Source organism: Rhodoligotrophos defluvii (assembly GCF_005281615.1).
Lineage (GTDB): Bacteria > Pseudomonadota > Alphaproteobacteria > Rhizobiales > Im1 > Rhodoligotrophos > Rhodoligotrophos defluvii.
Window position 1 is genome coordinate 405,576 of sequence record NZ_SZZM01000004.1, and the last position, 18,458, is coordinate 424,033.

Annotated in this window: 18 protein-coding genes; 9 read left to right on the forward strand and 9 right to left on the reverse strand. The window is 65.4% G+C overall.

Translation table 11 applies throughout. The annotated features are described in order from the left end of the window. Nucleotides 1-21 precede the first annotated feature (21 nt). From E4P09_RS19005 to E4P09_RS19020, 4 genes are all read right to left on the reverse strand, one after another. A complete protein-coding gene (locus tag E4P09_RS19005) occupies nt 22-984 on the reverse strand; it encodes an alpha/beta hydrolase family protein (protein WP_137391193.1) in 963 nt (320 codons plus the stop codon). Beyond that, nucleotides 984-1,784 (reverse strand): isocitrate lyase/PEP mutase family protein, encoded by an 801-nt coding sequence (locus E4P09_RS19010; protein WP_137391194.1) that lies wholly within the window; start codon nt 1,782-1,784, stop codon nt 984-986. The genes E4P09_RS19005 and E4P09_RS19010 overlap by 1 nt, the downstream gene beginning before the upstream one ends. A gap of 18 nt (nt 1,785-1,802) precedes the next feature. Further along, entirely contained in the window at nt 1,803-2,270 is a 468-nt protein-coding gene (locus E4P09_RS19015; protein ID WP_137391195.1) for a cupin domain-containing protein, read from the reverse strand. Nucleotides 2,271-2,411: 141 nt separating this feature from the next. Beyond that, entirely contained in the window at nt 2,412-3,770 is a 1,359-nt protein-coding gene (locus tag E4P09_RS19020) for an aminotransferase-like domain-containing protein (RefSeq protein ID WP_137391196.1), read from the reverse strand. A gap of 160 nt (nt 3,771-3,930) precedes the next feature. Here E4P09_RS19020 and E4P09_RS19025 point away from each other — a divergent pair, with 160 nt between their 5' ends. Further along, nucleotides 3,931-4,569 (forward strand): glutathione S-transferase family protein, encoded by a 639-nt coding sequence (locus E4P09_RS19025; protein ID WP_137391197.1) that lies wholly within the window; start codon nt 3,931-3,933, stop codon nt 4,567-4,569. Nucleotides 4,570-4,588: 19 nt separating this feature from the next. Here the strand turns inward: E4P09_RS19025 and E4P09_RS19030 are convergent, their stop codons facing one another. From E4P09_RS19030 to E4P09_RS19040, 3 genes are read right to left on the reverse strand one after another with little or no spacing between them, the layout of a single operon-like run. Beyond that, the gene (locus E4P09_RS19030) at nt 4,589-5,728 is read right to left on the reverse strand and encodes an ABC transporter ATP-binding protein (RefSeq protein ID WP_239025269.1); all 1,140 of its coding nucleotides are present in this window, start codon (nt 5,726-5,728) and stop codon (nt 4,589-4,591) included. After that, complete coding sequence (locus tag E4P09_RS19035; protein ID WP_137391198.1) at nt 5,725-7,494, reverse strand: ABC transporter permease; 1,770 nt, start codon at nt 7,492-7,494, stop codon at nt 5,725-5,727. Before E4P09_RS19035 ends, E4P09_RS19030 begins: the two co-directional genes overlap by 4 nt. 22 nt (nt 7,495-7,516) lie before the next feature. Further along, nucleotides 7,517-8,551, reverse strand: coding sequence for an ABC transporter substrate-binding protein (locus E4P09_RS19040; RefSeq protein ID WP_137391199.1), 1,035 nt, complete (start codon nt 8,549-8,551; stop codon nt 7,517-7,519). A 607-nt stretch (nt 8,552-9,158) separates the two neighbouring features. Between E4P09_RS19040 and E4P09_RS19045 the strand changes: the two genes are divergently transcribed. Beyond that, the gene (locus E4P09_RS19045) at nt 9,159-9,623 is read left to right on the forward strand and encodes a hypothetical protein (protein ID WP_137391200.1); all 465 of its coding nucleotides are present in this window, start codon (nt 9,159-9,161) and stop codon (nt 9,621-9,623) included. A gap of 75 nt (nt 9,624-9,698) precedes the next feature. Then, nucleotides 9,699-10,844, forward strand: a complete 1,146-nt coding sequence (locus E4P09_RS19050; RefSeq protein WP_137391201.1) for a permease — start codon at nt 9,699-9,701, stop codon at nt 10,842-10,844. Nucleotides 10,845-10,975: 131 nt separating this feature from the next. On the opposite strand, the gene E4P09_RS19055 is transcribed toward E4P09_RS19050, so the two are convergent. Beyond that, complete coding sequence (locus tag E4P09_RS19055) at nt 10,976-11,404, reverse strand: hypothetical protein (protein WP_137391202.1); 429 nt, start codon at nt 11,402-11,404, stop codon at nt 10,976-10,978. Between the two features lie 528 nt (nt 11,405-11,932). On the opposite strand from E4P09_RS19055, the gene E4P09_RS19060 reads away from it, so the two are divergent. From E4P09_RS19060 to E4P09_RS19075, 4 genes are all read left to right on the forward strand, one after another. Continuing rightward, nucleotides 11,933-12,454 (forward strand): superoxide dismutase family protein, encoded by a 522-nt coding sequence (locus tag E4P09_RS19060; RefSeq protein WP_137391203.1) that lies wholly within the window; start codon nt 11,933-11,935, stop codon nt 12,452-12,454. A gap of 100 nt (nt 12,455-12,554) precedes the next feature. Then, nucleotides 12,555-13,517: a PRC-barrel domain-containing protein gene (locus E4P09_RS19065; protein WP_239025270.1), complete on the forward strand. Its 963-nt coding sequence runs from the start codon at nt 12,555-12,557 to the stop codon at nt 13,515-13,517. Between the two features lie 67 nt (nt 13,518-13,584). Continuing rightward, complete coding sequence (locus E4P09_RS19070) at nt 13,585-14,031, forward strand: cupredoxin domain-containing protein (RefSeq protein WP_137391204.1); 447 nt, start codon at nt 13,585-13,587, stop codon at nt 14,029-14,031. A 154-nt stretch (nt 14,032-14,185) separates the two neighbouring features. Then, nucleotides 14,186-15,124: a PRC-barrel domain-containing protein gene (locus E4P09_RS19075; protein WP_137391205.1), complete on the forward strand. Its 939-nt coding sequence runs from the start codon at nt 14,186-14,188 to the stop codon at nt 15,122-15,124. 77 nt (nt 15,125-15,201) lie between these two features. Here E4P09_RS19075 and E4P09_RS19080 read toward each other — a convergent pair whose 3' ends face one another. Continuing rightward, the gene (locus tag E4P09_RS19080; protein ID WP_170984505.1) at nt 15,202-16,122 is read right to left on the reverse strand and encodes a CAP domain-containing protein; all 921 of its coding nucleotides are present in this window, start codon (nt 16,120-16,122) and stop codon (nt 15,202-15,204) included. A 227-nt stretch (nt 16,123-16,349) separates the two neighbouring features. On the opposite strand from E4P09_RS19080, the gene E4P09_RS19085 reads away from it, so the two are divergent. Together E4P09_RS19085 and E4P09_RS19090 are read left to right on the forward strand one after the other, a co-directional pair. After that, nucleotides 16,350-17,195, forward strand: a complete 846-nt coding sequence (locus E4P09_RS19085) for a YihY/virulence factor BrkB family protein (protein ID WP_137391207.1) — start codon at nt 16,350-16,352, stop codon at nt 17,193-17,195. A 120-nt stretch (nt 17,196-17,315) separates the two neighbouring features. Then, nucleotides 17,316-18,374 (forward strand): AI-2E family transporter, encoded by a 1,059-nt coding sequence (locus tag E4P09_RS19090; protein WP_239025271.1) that lies wholly within the window; start codon nt 17,316-17,318, stop codon nt 18,372-18,374. Nucleotides 18,375-18,458 lie beyond the last annotated feature (84 nt).

The following is an 18,458-nucleotide window of genomic DNA, read 5'->3' on the forward strand; positions in this document are numbered from 1 at the left end:
GTCAGCGTCCTTTGCTTTAGTCTAGGAGGTCCGTCCGGCCGGGCTCAGGCCGGCGCCGCAGATGTCTGAAGGATGGGCCGCACCAGTCTCGGCGCCGAATGGGCGGCCTGGCCAGGGATTGACCGCATCCCGCAGCCACAGCAGCGTGTCGAGCCAGAAGCCCGCCTGGTGCCGGGAGTGGAAGAGACCGAAATGGCCGATCTGCTCGAGTCCATAGTCGGCAGGCCGCAGCAGGACGTCGGTTTTCCGGGCATTGCGGTAATAGGCGAGGCCGCGGGCGATCGCGCGCGGCGTGCCATATTCGTCGTCGCTGACCGCAACGGCCAGGATCTGCGCCTTCACCGCGGCGAAGCGCCCGAGAATGATGTCGCGTCGTTCCGGTGCGTGGCTGAGCTCCATGCGTGCGCGCCGGAAGCTCCATTCATTGGCGACGCCCGCCGGCAGGTCTTCGAGCCAGCCGAGCCGCTTTCCGGGGAAATAACCGCACAAAGCGGTGACGGCCGGCATGAACAGATGCCATTTGAGGAACATGCGCGTCCGCGCCTTGCGCGCGTAGTCGGGCCAGTAGGCATATTGTGCCCCGACCGACAGCATCCGCTCGATCATGCCGGCCGATGGGGCAAGGCCGGGCAGGAAGCCGCCGATGCTGTGGCCGACCACCAGCAGCGGCCCGTCCGCATCCAGATCGCGCATGAACCCCAAGGCCGCCTCGAAATCGAGCTCGCCCCAGTCGCTCCAGCGGTATCCGCAGCCGCGGAGCCGCTGTGGACGGGAGGCGCCGATGCCGCGATAGTCGTAGGTCAGCACCGAAAAGCCGTGCGCCGCCAGGAACTGCGCATAGCGGTGGTAATACCGGGCGAGCACGCCGGTCGCCGGATTGATGATGACGCGGCCGAGCCGGCGGTTGCCCGGTGGCGCCCAGAGCTCCCCGCCCAACGACACGCCGTCCGCGCAGGAAAGCCGGACCGAACGAGGCTCGCTCATCACCGGAACGCGGCCTCCGCCGCCTGCCGATAGGCGAAGCTCCCGCGATCCTTGATCCAGCTGGCGGCATTGACGAAGGCGGCTTCCGCGGTCCGCGCCAGGGCGCTGCCGAGGCTGATCCGCGCCACGCCGGCCTTGGTCAGATCATCCACCGTGAGGCTGGGCGCGCCGATCCCCATCAGCACGTTCACCGGCTTGTCGACCGCCTGGCACACCTCCTGAATGGCCTTGTAGCTCGGCAAACCGGGCGCGAACAGCACGTCGGCACCGGCCGCCTCATAGGCCTTCAGCCGCCTGATCGTATCCTCCAGGTCGGGCCGGCCGCGCAGAAAATTCTCGGCGCGGGCGGTCAGCACGAAGTCTCCTCCGCTGGCGCGCACCGCCGCCACAGCCGCCCGCACCCGCTCGACCGCAAGCTCGAACGGATAGATCTTGTCCTCCGCCGGGCCGCTGTAATCCTCGATCGAGGCGCCGGCGAGACCGGTGGCGATCGCCATGCGGATCGTCTCGGCGCAGGTCTCCGGATCATCGCCGAACAGATTCTCGAGATCCGCCGAAACCGGGAGATCCGTTGCCGCGACGATCGCCTGCGCCACGGCGAGGCTGCGGTCGCGCCCCACCTCGCCGTCGGCAACCCCCAGCTCCATGGCGATGCCGGCGCTGGTGGTGCCGAGCGCTTCGAAGCCGAGGCGCGCCAGCTGCTTTGCCGAGCCGATATTCCAGGCATTCGCCATCACGAAAGCCTGCTTCTGGGCGTGCAGTGCCCGGAATTGTGCAACCTTTGCCGCCTGAGTGGCCATGACCAAAGCTCCGAGAAGTCAGTAGGGTGTGCCGTCCTTGTGGTGAAAGCGCCAGGCGCCTTGCTCGCGCACCGCAACGATGTCGTCCGCGGGATACGCCACCTCGTCGCCCTCCGTCCTGTCGCCGATTTCCAGATAGCGCACCGGCGCCGCCGAGCGGTTCTCCAGGTGGTGGCTGACGCCCCCGGCCTTGAAGCCGGCGCACATACCCGGGCGCAGAACGGTCTCGACCGGGCCGGTCACCAGCACCGCCTCCCCCTCCAGGATATAGACGAACTCGTCCTGGCGGCTGTGCCGGTGCTGCAGCGCCGAGACAGCCCCGGGTGCCAGCTCCGTCAGGTTCACGCCGAAATTGCTGAGGCCGAACAGGTCGCCCAGCGGCCGCTTCACCCGGCCCTTCATGCGGGAGGCGAACGGCTCCGGGTAATTGGAGGGCTTGCTCCGCGGCGCCGCCTCTGCGGCCTCTATGGCAATGGGACAATCCATCCGACCCTCCCCGACATCGCATGCCAGCAGGGTAAGCCGGATTGCATTCCCTGTCGAGAGGTATTGTATCAATTGAACCGCAGAAGGTGATACAAATCTGGCATATGTATCACTGCGCGCCCAAGGCGTCTTCCGCCCGGGTTAGATGATCGCCTCGTCCGGGTTGTCGCGCAGCTCGGCCACCGTGCGCAGCGCCCGCTCGAGATCGGCGCGGCGCGGCGGCGCCATCACGCAAAGCCGCACCCCGCCTTGACCCTGCCCGCCGATCGCCGTCGCATCCGGCGGTGTCAGCCGCACGCCGCGCTCGCTGGCGCGCCGGGCGAGCTTCTCCGCATCCAGCAGCGGCATGGGCAGCCAGATATGCGGGGCGCCTTGCGGCATGGGCAGATGGTCGAGATGGAGGATCGTCCGCGTGAGCTGCGCCCGCTGCCTAGCTTCGCTCAGCAGGATCTTCGCCACGCTCTCGTGAATGCCGAGCTCCAGCATGGCGCAGCCGATCTCCAGCGCCAGGGGGGCTGCACCCCAGATCTGCGCGCGCAACCGCCGGGCAAGGGAAGACCGGCGCTCGGCGGGCGGCGCCAGCACGCCGACCCGCGTCAGCGGGCTCAAGGATTTCGACAGGCTGGTGACGTAGTAGACGCTGTCCGGCGCCATCGCCTTGTAGGTCATCTCGCCCTTGGCCGCATAGAGGCTGTAGATGTCGTCTTCGACGATGAACGCTCCGTGCTTGCGGCACACCGCCATGATTGCGCGCCGGCGCTCGTCGCCCGTCTCGAAGCCGAGCGGGTTTTGGCAAACGGGCGTCGTATAGACGATCCGGCCGCCCGTCTCCGTCAGCACCCGGTCCAGGGCATCGGGCAGCATTCCTTCCCCGTCATGGGCGACTGGGGCCAGGGTCATCCCCAGATCGGCCGCCGCCGCAATGGCGCCCGGAAAGGTCGAGCCTTCCGTCGCGATCACCTCCGAGCAGGACTTGAGATCCGCGAAGGCCAGGTAGATCGCGTGCTGCGCCCCGACACACAGCAGAATCTCGTCGGGGCCGACCTCGAGGCGCGTCCGCGACAGCCACCCGGCCATCACGGTCCGCTGGTCGGCCGTGCCGCGCAGATCCGCATAGCCGCCATTCGGCAGGCTGGCGGCCTTGCGCACGGCGCGCTCGGTCGCGGCGAGAAATGCGCTCTCCTCGATGATCGGCGGCGGGCCGTTGATGGTCAGGTCCACCACGCCGCCTGGCACCGCGGTGGCCTCGCTGGCATTGATGAAGGTGCCGCGGCCGACCTCCCCGCGAATGATGCCGCGGCTGCTCAGGAGGTCGATCGCGCGGGTAACGGTTCCGATCGCCACCCCCGCCTGCCGTGCCAGCTCGCGGTGGCTGGGCAGCCGATCCCCGGGCCGGTAGATGCCTGATGCGATCAGCCCTTCGACGGCCTCGGCCACCCGTTCGTGTAGTGGCGCCATGCTCTCCGGCAGCAGGAGCGGCCTCGTCATTGTATCGTTCACTGAGCTCTCCGAGAGATTGGCATCGGAAATTGTATCACGCGGAGGTCGTAATGGCCAAGACAGGCCTGTTTCAGACCCGCCGGCCCTTTGCGTGCCGGTCCGGAACGGCTACAGGTGAGCATCAACATCGCGGCCCAGGTCTTGGTCGAGGGGGTAATGCATGAAGCTGATATATGCACCGCAATCGCCGTTCGCGCGCAAGGTGCGCGCCGCTGCCATCGAGCTCGGTCTCGCAGACCGGTTCGAGCTGGAATTTGTGCAGCTCACGCCCGGGCAGAAGAACCGGGATTATGCAAGCAGCGTCAACCCCCTCCGCAAGCTGCCCGCGCTTGTCTTGGACGACGGGCAGACGATCGTCGATTCCACCGTCATCTGCGAATATCTCGACGCGCTGGCCGGCGGCGGCAAGCTGGTGCCGGTGTCCGGACCCGAGCGGTGGCGCATCCTCACCCAGCATGCGGTCGCCCAGGGCATGATGGACGCCATGATCCTGGTGCGCTACGAGACCTGGCTTCGTCCGGAACCGCATCGGTGGGCGGAATGGATCGATGATCAATGGGACAAGGCCTTGTCCGGCCTCGCCTGGTTCGAGAGCCGTGCCGAAATCGCTCTGCGCCAAGGCGGCGGCAGGATCGATCTGTCGCAGCTGGCCCTGGCCTGCGGCCTCGGCTATCTCGATTTCCGCTTTCCCGAGACTGGCTGGCGCGAGCGCTTCCCCAAGCTGGCGGCGTGGTACGGCGTCGTTTTGAACCGGCCATCCCTCGCCCAGACCAAGCCGGAGACGCCGCCGGCGCGCTGATCCGGAGGCAAGGGCGCCGTCAGGCGACACTCGCCATCTGCTGCGGGTCGATGCCGATCCACACCTCGGCGCCGACGTCGATCACCTGCCCCGGCGGCGCGCTCAGCTTGAGCTGCAACTGGCCATCGCCGATGGCCACCACATAGTCCCAGGTCTCGCCGAGATAGGTGCGCTGGGCGATGCGGCCGGCAACCAGCACATCTCGGTCGCCTGCTGGCTTGGCCATATGGAGCGCAATGCTTTGCGGTCGCAGCGAGAACAGCGCCGTCGCCTCCAGCCGTCCGCCGTCTCTCAAGCGCTCACGCGGGATCGAGAACCCGGGAAACACCACCGCGTCCGTCGCGCACCGGCCTTCGATCAGGTTGGTGCGGCCGATGAAGCCGGCCACGAACCGTGTCCGCGGGCTGTTGTAGATCTCGTATGGCGCGTCCACCTGCTCGATCCGGCCCTTGTTCATGACCGCGATGCGGTCCGAGGCCACCATGGCCTCGCCCTGGTCATGGGTCACATAGACGGTGGTGAAGCGGAACGTGTCATGCAGCCGCCGGATTTCGAACCGCATCTCCTCGCGCAAGGTGGCGTCCAGGTTCGACAGCGGCTCGTCCAGCAGGAGCACGCGCGGCTGCACCACCATGGCCCGGGCCAGCGCCACCCGTTGCTGTTGGCCGCCGGACAGCTCCGCCGGATAGCGGTCCGCGAGATCAGCCATTTTCACGATGGTCAGCATCTCCTTGACCTTGGCCGCGATGGTCGGCCGGTCCAGCTTGCGCAGCTTGAGCCCGAAGGCCACGTTTTCTGCCACCGTCATGTTCGGCCAGATCGCATAGCTCTGGAAGATCATCGACATCTGCCGATGCTCGGGCGGCACCACCGCCTTCGCCGAGGAGATCACCTGGCCGCCCATTTCGATCTGCCCGGCCGATGGCGTGAGGAAGCCGGCAATGGTGCGCAGCATGGTGGTCTTGCCGCAGCCGGATGGCCCGAGCAGCGAGACCAGCTCGCCCGGCGCGATGTCCAGGGAAACATCGTCGACTGCCCGCAGCGTGCCGAACACGCAGCTCAAGCCCCGCAGGCGGAGCATGGGCGATGCCGCCGCCTCCGCCTCCGCCGGTCGTTTGCCCATCGGTGCGTTCACGGAAAAATTCTCAACCGCGCTCATGACGAACGCCTCAACAGGAGATCACGGCCCAGCATCCTATAGCTCACCAGAACCACTAGGATGGTGGCAAGCAGCAGGAACAGGCCCAGGGCCGACAATGCTTCGAAATTGCCATCCTCGCTCAGGTCGAGCAGCATCACCGACAGCACGCGCGTATTGGGCGCGATGAGGAAGATGGCGGTGCTCAGCTCGCGCATGGCCGGAATGAACACCAGGATCCAGCAGCCCGCCAGGTTCTTCTTGAGCAATGGCACGATGACGCTGCCGAGCGCCTTCAGCCGGCTGCCGCCGAGAATGCGCACTGCCTCCTCCATTTCCGGATTGATGCTGCGCATGGAGGCGCCGCAATTGGCATAGGCGATGGGCAGGAAACGGGTGGTGAAGGCCAGCACCAGGATGAGCCCGGTGCCATAGAGCGACAAGGGCGGTGCGGTATAGGCGCTGTAGAAGCTGATGGCCAGCACGATTCCCGGAATGACGAAAGGGGTCATGCAGAGCAGCGCCAGCAATCCGCCGAACGGCACCAGCCGCCGGTTGACCATGTAGGCCACGCCGAGGCCGATCGCCACGGCAAGGGTCGCCGCGCCCGCCGAGTAAAGGAAGGTGTTGCTGATGCTCTCCCGCACGTTCTGGTGCTGGAAGAAAATGTAGTAGAAATTGCCGAGCGTGAGGTTCTCCCAGGACAGGCCGCGGCCCCAGGCTTTGCTGAACGCGGCCTGGCCCAGGGCGAGATAGGGCAGCAGCACCGCCAGCGCGCAAACCAGCATGGCATAGGCGAAGAACACCCAGCGCAGCGGTCCGGCCGCGATCAGCCGGCGCGAGGCCGTCTTGCCGGTCAGCGCCACATAGCCCTTGCGCCCCAGCAGGAAGCGCTGCAGGCCCAGCAGCAGGCAGGTGAGGCCCACCAGCGGGATCGAGTATGCGGCCGCCGCCTCCACCCGCACCGGGAATTCGAAGAACTGCCAGAGCTGCAGGGTCATCACGTTGATGCGCGCCGGCAGGGCGATGATCGCCGGCGTGCCGAACAGCGCGATCGTATCCAGAAAGGTGATGATCGAGCCGGCAAGGATCGCCGGCACCACCAGCGGCAGCGTCACCTTGAAGGTGGTGCGCCACATGCCGGCGCCCAGAATATTCGCCGCATCCTCCATCTCCGAGGAGAGGAGGTCGAGCGCGTCCGACACGAACACGAAGACATAGGGGAAGGCATAGATGGCGGTCACGAATACGAGGCCGCCGAGGCTGTAGATGTCGAGAATGCCCTGGTCGCTGCCGGTCAGGTTCATCCACAGCTGGTTCAGCCAGCCGGCATTGGGTCCCGCCAGCAGGATCCAGCCGATCGCGCCGAGATAGGAGGGCGTGATGAAGGCGCCCAGGATCAGCGCCCGGATCAAGCCCTTGCCCGGCATGTCCGTGCGGGAAATCGCCCAGGCGATCGGCACCGCGAGCACGATCGCCACCAAGGTCACGCAAACCCCATAGATCAGCGAGTTCAGCAGCGCCTGCAAGGAGCGCATGCTGCCATAGGCGATTGCGTAGTTCTCCAGGGTGAAGGTGCCGAGCTCGGTGGACTGGACGCTCGACACCACCAGCCGGATGACGGGATTGGCAACCAGCACGAACAGAACGGCAATCAGCACGAGGCCGACGAGGCCGGTGGGCGACAGCAGGCGGCGCAGCAGAGAGGGAACGCCGCCGCGGGCAGCGCTGACGATGGGGCCGCCATTTCCCCCGCTGCGCGCCTCTTCCGGGTTGACCGCAACCATACCGGCACTCCGGGCCGAAAGCCTACATGCCGAACGTGTCGCGCCACTTCTCCTTGTTCTCGGGCAGCGACTTGCCGATCTGCTCCGGTGTGGGCGCGATCACCGCCACCTCGGCCAGCGACTTCGCGCCCGGCGGCGGCGGCACGTCCGGACGCAGCGACTGCTGATATCCGGCGGTGGCGATCTCCATCGCCTCCTTGCTCAGGAGGAAGTTCATGAACAGCTTCGCCGCATTGGGGCTCTTCGATCCCTTGATGACGGCAGAAGGCATGCGCACCACCACGGCACCGTCCGTGGGATAGACGACCGCGACCGGATTGCCCTTGGCCGCGCTTTGCAGCGCCGTGCCGGGATCACCCATGGCCACCACGCGCTCGCCCGAATTCAGCAGCGTTACCGCGTCGTCGATCGATCGGCCGATCTGCGGGTCCAGCGGCTTCAGGTCCTCGAAGAAGCTCCAGCCATATGTGTTGGCCATCGCCACGGTCCAGACGCCGACCATCCCGCTGTAGTTCGGATCGCCGAAGGTCACCTTGCCCTTCCATTTCGGGTCCTTGAGGTCGGGCCAGTTCTTCGGCGCTTCCGCCTCCGTCACCTTGTCCGTGTTGTAGAGGAGCGTGATCAGGCCCACCAGGGTCGTGTGGTAATAGCCATCCGGATCGATGTTCCTGAACGCCTCGACAATGTGCTTCTCGTTTTCCGGCGTGTACTGAACGAGCGCGTCCATCTGCTTCAGATGGGGAAAGTGGCTCACGTCCGTGGAGCTGAACACGTCCGCCTGGCTCTGGCCCGCCTTCAAATCGAGCAGCAGTCGCTGGAACGAGACCTGTGCGGTCGCCTTGATGCCGTTCACCGTGATGCCTGGATATTTCTTGGTGAACGCCGCGCCGATCTGCGCGGTCATGTTCTGGTCGTAATGCGCGGTGTACCAGGTGACGCTGCCCTCTTTCTTCGCCGCCTCGTAGAGCTGCGCCTCCTCGTTGCCTTGCGCGAAAGTCGCGGCGCTCGAGGCGCCGAGCGCCAAGATCACGGCGCCCACCAGCCAAGCCTTTTTCATTGTCCTCCCTCCTTCGTAGCGCCGGTCTCAAACCGGCTGCAGATCTTGAGCGCGCCCGCCAGGACGGGACTGGTCCGGTGGCAGCCGATGGCGCGTGAGGGCCGGGCGATCGAGGCCGCCAGTCAGCCCGTCAGATTCTTCATTACATAATTAAAGTCACACTCTGCGACGGATCACAAGGGGGAAAGGCGGCCCGGTGCATGCCCTCTGCCGGCCCTCTCGCCCAATCGGCCGTCTTGGGCGTTCGCAACGCAGATGGAAATCCCCGAACGGAACCGCGGGCCGGGAAGGCCGTTGTCGCAAATAGCCTTTGCAGGCCGTCTCCGGGGCGCAGATCCGATTCCCGGAAACGGCCGAGCTGTCGTGCCCGCGGGTCAAGCTGGGCACCAGAGCGCGATCCCGAACGGAAGGTCCGTGGATGCAGAGAACAAGCCGCTGGCCCTTCGGAAGAGATCAGGTTCACGCAGAGGATTAGAGCGGGATGGGGATTTGAGCCCAAGTCTTCCCGCCTAACCGTTCGGGTGCCGACCAGATCGGACCCAAGCACGCCGGGAGCTCCGCAAATGGCTCGACTGACCCTGCAGATCACAGTCGAAGGAGGAGCGAGATGAAACACCGGACCGTGGAGGAAATCAGGCCCGTCGGTATGGTGGTGGGCGAATTTGACTACCGGCGAGCAGTGCGTCGAACGCGGCTCGAGCGGCTCGCGGCGCTGCTTGAAGAGAAGAGCGGAGTGATAAAGCTGCTGTCCGGCATCGAATTCATGAGCAGACAGGAACGCCTTGCCTTGCGGGCAGACAATTCGCCGCTCGCGCTGGCATACGCGGATCCGGTCTTTCGCGCGCAGGGACTGAAGAGTGACAAGCTGGGCGACGCGATCGCCTTTTTCGAGCTCTCGCAGAGGGAGGCGCACGATCTGTTCTGCGACTGTCACTACCATTCCGTGGGTGGGATTACCGCCCAGGCGGTCGCGGACCGGGCACGCTCGATAGCGCGCCGGACCAGCCTTCGCGACGTCTGGAGCAAGCTGCGCAACGTGTTCGCCGTCCATCGCCTGGCCGCTGGACGCTGAGCGCGTGCGGCCGGTGCGCGCTGTGCCGTTCACCGGCCGATATGCCGCGACCTGACGAGTTTCGCACGAGGGCCGATGGAGCAGATTTTCGAGGCTCTCTACACCGGAGCGGGAATGCTCTGGAAGGCGCTCTGGGCCCTCGCCTTCGGCTACACGATTTCGGCCGGGATACAGGTGCTCGTCAGCCGTGAGCAGATGGGGAGGGTTCTCGGCGCACGGGGCCTGAAGCAGGCCGGGCTCGCGGGCTTCTTCGGCTTCGTCTCCTCCTCGTGTTCCTTCGCTGCCCTGGCGGCGTCCCGCTCGGTGCTGGTCAAAGGCGCGCATCCTGCCAATGCGCTCGCCTTCCTCATCGCATCGACCAACCTCGTGATCGAGCTTGGCATCGTGCTCTGGGTGCTGGTGGGCTGGCGATTCACACTGGGCAATATCCTGCTCGGCATTCTCATGCTCGCCTACGCCTACGGCATCACCAGGCTATGGTTTCCCCGACGATTGGCCGAACAAGCTCGCGCGCATGCCGAACACGCTCAGCAGCGGGAAGGCATGGAGATGGAGCACGGCATGCAGGGCAGCTTCCGGGACAAGCTGCTCTCGCTCGCCGGCTGGACGCGCATCGCGCACGCCTTCTTCATGGAATGGAAGATGGTCTGGAAGGAGATCCTGTTCGGCTTCACCGTTGCGGGCTTCATCAGCGTTTTCGTGCCGCAGGCCTTCTGGGACGCGATCTTTATCGGCGGCGAGGGCGAGCCATCCTTCTTCGCCGTCCTGGAGAACGCGCTTGTCGCCCCGGTCGTCGCCTTCTTCACCTTCATCGGCTCCATGGGCAATGTCCCGCTCGCTGCCATGCTGTGGGCCAAGGGCAATTCCTTTGGCGGCGTCATGGCCTTCCTCGGCGCGGACCTCCTTGCCGCCACGGTTGTCTGGATTCACGTCAAGTACTATGGCTGGCGCTATGCGCTCTATCTGTCGGCGGTGCTCTATATCTGCATGGTCGCCGCCGGGGTTACCGTGCACTACCTGTTTGCGCTTTTCGGCGCCCTTCCCGTGACGCGGCCCGCCGTGACCGAGATGATCCGCTTCAGCATCGACCACACCTTCTTCCTGAACCTCGCTTTCGGCACGCTCGCCGCGGTGCTCCTGTGGCTCCATATGCGCGGCCCCGCGCAGCGGCATGAGCATTCCCGCGAGGTGCATAGGCATGCGGGCGGACGGCATCATTGAAACGGGCTACCCGCCAGCGGACGACCCGCCAGCGGGTAGTCCGCCCCGGACGCGTGCATTATCTCTCATCGCAAGGAGGCCTGAAGCGGGATCGCGGGTCAAAAGATACGCCATCCCGCTTCAGGTGGCACCTACTGGACAGTGGTTGGCTGAGGTGCGTCGGCGGTCGCGCCAGACGGGGGTAGTTGCATCTCGGCAAGGCGCTCGGCGCAGAGATCCGCTGAGGCCTCCACGGGCTCATCCATGCCTGGGAGCGTAGCCCAGCCGCCTTCTTCGATGAAGCTATCCCTTTCCCAGCTGCTCGTCTCCTTGAGTGCGGCAAGCTGCGTCCGGGCGTCGGCGGCGTCCATGAAGCGGTCGACACAGACAGTAGCGGCGAGCTGAGCGCGCGCCTCTTCCGCCGCAGTATCGGCCATATCGCGTGCCGTCCCACCGGTCACCCAGCCACCCCAGCTGAAGCCGATGATCATCGTAAGCACGACGGCCGCGACACACGACCAGAACCATGCTGCCTTCGAAGGCCGATAGTTGCGCCAACGTTCTGCATAGGGGTTCGCCATTCGGAGTCCTCCCGTTCTTATTGTGAGTAGAAGGCATTTGGGAGCACGACATGCTCCATCGCCCGCCGCTCTGGCAGACCAATGCCCTGGTTAATACAGAATATTATCATAGTTTCGCCATAGTTGAACCCCGAGACCGAAAAAAATATGAAAATAGGCCGCCAAGCTCAAAAACGTAAAATTGGATGAGCAAAACGGAACTATATAGATGATGAATATTGACGTGCAAAGAAATACAGTCGGCAGAAGATCAAACATGAGTGTGTTGTGAATGATATCGGCGGATGCGCGCCGTACAAATCTCTTGTAGAGCGGGCGTCCTGCGGTTCAAGCGAATCTTTGACGGTTTTGGGAACAGATACCCGGCGGACGATTTTCTTGACCATGTCCGGCGCCAATGGCGCGACAGGTGTTTTCAGCGACGAACCGATCCACACAGGGCCTACGGTGTGACCGAAACGGTCTGACCGAACCCGCAAGGCCAGGTGCAAGGCACTGTGCGAGCAACCACAGGCAAAGGAGGCAATTGTGAAGCACTTGACGATCTCTCTGGCCCTTCTCTTCGGGCTCGCGGCACCAAGCTTCGCGCAATCGCCCGAAACGGCCGAAGGAACATTTCTCAACGGCAAGGGCGAGCGCATCGGCACCGCGACCCTCGAGCAAACGCCGAACGGCGTCCTCATTGCCGTAGACATCGAGGGCCTGCCGGCCGGAGAGCATGGCTTCCACATCCACGAGACGGGCCGCTGTGAGCCGTCGACCGGCTTCGAATCCGCGGGCGGTCACTACGCCCCACGCGGTCACCAGCACGGCTTCCAGGATGCGGAAGGCCCCCATGCAGGCGACATGCCGAACCAGTTCGTGCAGGACGACGGCGTGTTGCGCGCCGAAGTCGTGAACCGGAATGTGACGCTGCGCTCCGATACAGGAACGCTCTTCGATGAAGACGGCTCGGCGCTCGTCGTCCATGCCAAGTCCGACGATTACACCAGCCAGCCCTCCGGCAAGGCCGGCGATCGGCTCGCCTGTGCGGTCATCGAACAGTCGTGAGGCCTGACGGCCGCACGCGGGAGGGCCAGCGCCGCCCCTGTGCGGGGCCCGCCTTCCACCGACGAAGCTCGAGAGATGAAGCACTGGAAAGGAGACAGCGATGCAGACCAAGCATGTTCTTTGCGCGACAGTAGCCACCTTGAGCCTCGCGATGGCCGCTCACGGCGCGGCGGCGCAGCAGTCCAATCAGCAGACGCAGCAGCAGCAGCCGCAGGCGCAGCAACAGCAAGCCGTGGACACCGGGCAGCGCCAGGTTGCGCAACAGTGCCTGAACGATCTGCAGGCATTCAATCAGCGCATGGACCAGGACGGATACTGGCTTGTGGGCTGGGGAGCACCGGGCTACGGCGTAGCGCCGCCCGCGGCGGCCCCCGCTAACCCGCCTACGGCGGCCCAGCCCCCGGCCACGACCGGCGCCACCGGCACGACCGGCCTGACCGGGACCGCGGACACCGCAATGACCGGCGTGGGCCAGCCTTGGGTGGGCGCCGGCTGGGGCATCACCTCGGCACCCTACCAGATCAGGACCCTGCACGCGGCCACGAACGTGCTGGCCCACCGCGGCGATCAGCAGGCCTGCGCGGCGGTCCTTGCCGAGCTCCGGCAAGTCTATGACAACTATGTCAACGAGCTGAGGCAGGCCGGCGTCGAGCCAGGCGAGGTCACGTCGTGGCGTCAGCAGCGCATCATCGCCGCGCGTCCGGTGACGGAGCTGCAGACGGGCCTCATCAATTTGGCCGACATTACCGGAACCGAGGTCCGCAGTCCTCAGGACGAGCAGCTCGGGACCGTGGAGGATGTGGTGCTCGATCCTCAGTCCGGGAACATCGGCTACGTCATCCTGTCGAGCGGTGGCGTGCTGGGCATCGGCGAGGACATGGTGGCGGTGCCCTGGCGGGCGCTCAAGGCAACGCCGGGCCTGAATACGTTCGTGCTGAACGTATCCGAGCAGACCATTGAGCAGGCGCCCACGGTCGATCCCGACAGCTTTGCCGATCCGACCCTGTCCGCGCAGGATCGTCAGCGGGTCGACGAGTTCTGGCAGCAGCACATGGCCGGCTGACGCGGTCTCGATCCATGAGGTCGACCGGACCTGATGGCCGCTCGGGACGAGTCCAGAGGAGAGGCTCATGAGATTTGCGGCTGCGATTCTCTGTGCAACCATGGCCGTCGCGACCTGCCCGGCGGCGGCCCAGAACCCGCCGCCGGCCCGCGTCGACGGCGAGGTCGCCGCCCCGGTCGAGATCCTGATGGATTTCATCAACGGCGATGTGCGGTGCCTTCCGCCCCGGGCGCTGCTTCCGGCAACCGACGAGCTCGACTTGCGCGTGATCAACCGGGCGGAACGGCCGCTCATGTTCATTGCGCCGGAATTCCTGCGCGCGGCGAAGATCCTCCGCGCCAACCAGCTGGTCGAGGTGGAAGGGGGCAGCTTCCTCGTAGGAGCAAAGGGCCAGCTGCGCTTTGTCCTGCGCACGCCGAAGCCGGGCGAATATTACTATTCCTGCTATCTGCCCGGTCACAGGCCAAATCCGCAGTCGAGCGGATTTCTGGTTGTGGCAGGGACCGGCCAGTAGCCAGGCGAGCGAGCGGCCGTCTGCTCGAAGAAGGCGGGCATTCGCAGTTTTCCCGTCGCGGCGAGCCCGTTCTCCCGGTGGGCCGCGACGCCGATGCTGTTGGGAGGGTCGGGGCGACGCATTCAACAACACAGCCAGAAAGGAGGACCTACCCATGAAAGCCGATAGCGTCAGCCAAACGATCGCTGCAGCCTTCGCGATTGGGCTGCTCGGCTCTATCCCGGCCGAAGCGCAGGATCAGCAGCAAGCCCAGACGCAGCAGAATTCGGATCAGCAGCAGACGTCCCAGGGCCGGCAGACAGGCCAGGCCGGACAGGAGGCGGGCCAGAACCAGCGCCAGGCCCAGCAAGGCGATCGCCCACCGGTGCTCGTGCTCGAGGACTGGAGTTACAACCCGCTATATTCCAGCGGCTGGAGCGCCGAGCGCTTGATGGAGGCCGACGTCATCGGGACGACTGGCGACGAGATCGGCGATGTCGAGAATCTGATCGTCAGCGACAAGGGCAAGGTGCTGGGGATCATCGCCGAGGTGGGTGGCTTTCTCGACATCGGCGATACGCATCTCTTCATTCCTTGGGGTGAGGTGAGCGTCAGTCCAGATCTCGATCGCGTCACTGTGCCGGTCACCGAGGAGAATGCGGAGGACTATTCGCTCTTCAAGTGGTCGCAGTTGGAGAAGGGCCAGACCGGCCAGACCAGAGTTGTCGAGGACGACCTGCAAACCGGGCCGCGGATCTGGAAGGCCACCGAGCTCCTGAACGATGACGCCTATCTCAACGACGATATCGGATATGGCTACGTGTCGGATCTGATCTTCACGACCGATGGCAACCTGCACGCCGTCGTGGTGAGTGCCGATGCGGCGTATGGTGGCGGCTACTACGCCTATCCCTACTACGGTTACGGCTACGGCTGGGCTCCGGGTTCACCCTACTACGATCTCGGATATGACCGCGAGGAGATCGCCACGCTGGAACGGTTCGACTACGACAAGCTGAAGCCAACGGTCGACATGGAGGATGATGCGATCACCACCGGCTCCACGAGCCAATCGGGTCAGGGGGCCTCAGGGCAGGCGAACCAGAAGCAGTAAGGCGTCTGGCCCCATCACGATCCTAGGAAGCCCGCGCTTCCTGCGCGGGCTGCCCCGACGAAGGCAATCCAGCTCGATCAGCGTTTCTGCCCCATGAGGGCAACGGCCGTCTTCTTGCCTGTACCGTCGGCCGCGATCGCGAAGCCCAGATGCGTCATGTCCGGCGACAGCAGCGCGCTCTCGCGTCCCCCGTCGTTCAGCCACTGGTCAACGAAAAAGCGCACGTCGCTTGCCGTCGGCTGTGTGCCGCAGCCCCCACACGTGGCGGAAAGCGCCGACAAGGATCGCCAACCGGCCCGGCTGTCGCGGGGCAGCGCTTCGAACAGGGCGTTCCCTTGCGCGCTCTCGAGGCCGCCGGGCGCGATGGACCGGGCGGCATCGTTGAGCGGATCGCTGGACATGATCGGGGCGAGGCCGGCGTTCCGGCGCGCCCGATTGATCCGCTCGACCGCGAGGCGCGTTTGCTCTTCCGGCGCGATGGCCGTCGGCGTCTCGCCAGCCTGGAGGTTGCGGGGCATACCCGGCCCGGCGAAGGTCTGGACGGCATAGAGCCCCTGGTCCTCGTTCACGGCAATGCCGTAGCCGAATTCCGTGAGCCCGCGCCTCAAGATGTTGTGGCGGTGCTCCGGGCTTTGCATCCATCCCCGATGCAGGCGCTCGATCCTGTCCATGCTGACCGGCGGCGCGCAGTCGGCACAGCGTGCGATATTTTCCGCCGTCAGCCGCCATTTGCTGCCCCCTGCCGCCACATAGCGGTCCTGGACGGTCTCGCCCTCGGGCGAGGTATGGGCGTAATAGTTGCGCCTCAGCATGTCGTTTGCGTGGTTCTGGGCGGCTTGGTTGGCTTCGCTGCCGAGGCTGAGCGGCGGCAGCCCGTTCTCCGTCCGCGACTGGTTGACCAGCTCGAGCGCCCGCTGGCGCATTTCGTCGAGATTGCTGGGCTGGGCGGCCGCAGGTGCCGTTATGAATAGCATTGCCGCGACCAGGGTTGCGATCACCCAGCCGCCTCTCCGGCTCTCGCTCGCGCGCCGCTCGTCTCGACCCCTATGCCTTGCTGTCGACATTGCTGCTGGCCAATGCTGGTGTTCGGGCGGCCTCCACCTTGCGAGCAACGGATGTAGACGCTCGTTGTTCCCGGCGGCGTTTGTCGTCAGCCGGATGTTTTCCGATCGGGCGGGAGCGGCAAGGCCTTGCCGGCGTTCAGTTCCGAGGGGAGGGCGAAGCGATGTGGCAGAAGGTTCGAAAGCTCGCCAGGGAGACGATAGCCGGCTGGTGGTCCGATCGCGCCATGAGTCTGGGCGCAGCCATAGCGTTCTATGCTGTCTTCTCCCTCGCGCCCACGCTGCTGATGGTGATCGCGATTGCTGGCCTCGCTTTCGGGCGCGAAGCTGCCCGCGAGGCCATCGCGGATGAGCTCGGTGGCTTGATCGGCGAGGATGGCGCATCGCTCGTCCTGACCATGATGGCCGATGCGGGCGAGTTTGAAGCCGGCCTGATCGGCACGGCCGTCGGGCTCGTCACGTTCCTGCTCGTGGCCACAGGCGTCTTCGTCGAGATCCAGGACGCGCTGAACATCGTCTGGAAGGCGAAGCCGATTGCCGCAACCGGCGGCGTCTGGGCCTTTGTCCGCGGCCGTTTGCTGAGCTTTGCGTTGATCGCAAGCATCGGGTTCCTGCTGCTGGTCTCGCTGCTGGTGGATGCTGCGCTGTCCGCCGCCTCGGGCTACGTCCTCGGCGCTTTCCCAGGCGCGACAACCCTGCTGTTCGCCGTCAACTTCGTTCTCGGCTTTCTGTTTGCCGTTCTGCTGTTCGGCCTGATCTTCGCTATTCTGCCGAATACCGAGCCGACCGCCGCGGAAGTGATCCCGGGCGCCATTCTGAGCGGCGTGCTCTTCACGTTCGGCAAGTTCGCGATCGGCATCATCGTCGGCCAAAGCGGCGTGACGTCCGCCTATGGCGCCTCCGCCAGCATAATGACCATCATGCTGTGGGTATACTATTCCTCACAGATCCTGCTGCTCGGAGCGGAGTTCGGCAGAGCCTATGGCCGGAATGCCGGGTCGTCCAAATAGGGCGTGGGTGGGGAACCAACCCTTTTCCTGGGCTGTTGCAGGCCAAGTAGACACTTCCGCGCGTTCAAGCGAGCGCGGAAACATGGCTGGTGCCGCCGGCCGTCCGCACGAGGAGGTAGGGTGCCCAAAGCGGGAACCACTATGCTCGATCGCCCCTGGGCACTGATCCGCGCCGCGTTCATCGTGGGCGGAGTCGTCGTCCTTGCCGTGGTCATCTGGCAGCTCCTCGGCGTGATCCTGCTCTTCTTCGGCGCCATCGTGATCGCGACGGTGCTGAGGAGCCTCGCGCGGCTGATCGAACGGATCTTGCCGCTGTCGAGCCAGTGGTCGCTCGCGCTGGCCTGCATCCTCATACTGGCCCTCGTCGCCGGGTTCTCGGTTGTGCTCGGCGCCCAGCTGTCTGGCCAGATCTCGAACCTGCTGCAGCAGCTCCCGCAACAGATCTCGGCCCTGGGCGATCGGCTGGGGATCAGCAGCCTGCAGGACATGCTCGCTGAACAGGCCCAGAGCTTCGCGGGCCGTGGCAATGTGGTTCAGAACATCGCGGGCTACACCTCGGGCGTGCTCGGGGCTGCTGCCAACCTCATCCTGGTGGTCGTCGGCGGGGTCTACTTGGCGGCGCGTCCGAATTTCTATTTCAATGGCTGCCTTCGGATCTTTCCCGCCTCGATCAGAGGCACGGTCTCCAGGACGGCCGAGAATGCCGGGCAGGCCCTGCGGCTTTGGCTTCTCGGCCAGCTCCTGTCCATGCTGCTGGTCGGCATTCTCATCACGGCTGGCCTTTCCTTCATCGGCATCCCCTCGGCGCTCGCCCTCGGTGTTCTCGCCGGCCTCGCCGAATTCGTCCCCATCGTCGGTCCGATCCTCGGCGCCGTGCCCGCCTTGCTTCTGGCGCTGGCACAAGGCGGGAATGCGTTTCTATGGACGCTCGGGCTCTATCTCCTCGTCCAGCAGGTCGAGAGCAACCTCATCATGCCGCTCGTCCAGCGCTGGACGGTGGATCTCCCGCCGGTGCTCACCCTGTTCGCCTTGCTGGCGCTCGGGGTGCTCCTTGGGCCTGTCGGCGTCCTCCTGGCGACGCCGCTGACCGTCGTTTTGTATGTCGCCGTCAAGCAGCTCTATATTCGCAACCTGCTGCATGAGCCCGTGGACGTTCCCGGCGAGAACAGCGGGGCCTGATCTGGCCGGCGCGGCGCGGCGGAAGGGCCCCGGCGGCGCCCGCGGGCGCTCAGCTGGCGCCGCGCGCCGCTATGCGCCAGGCAG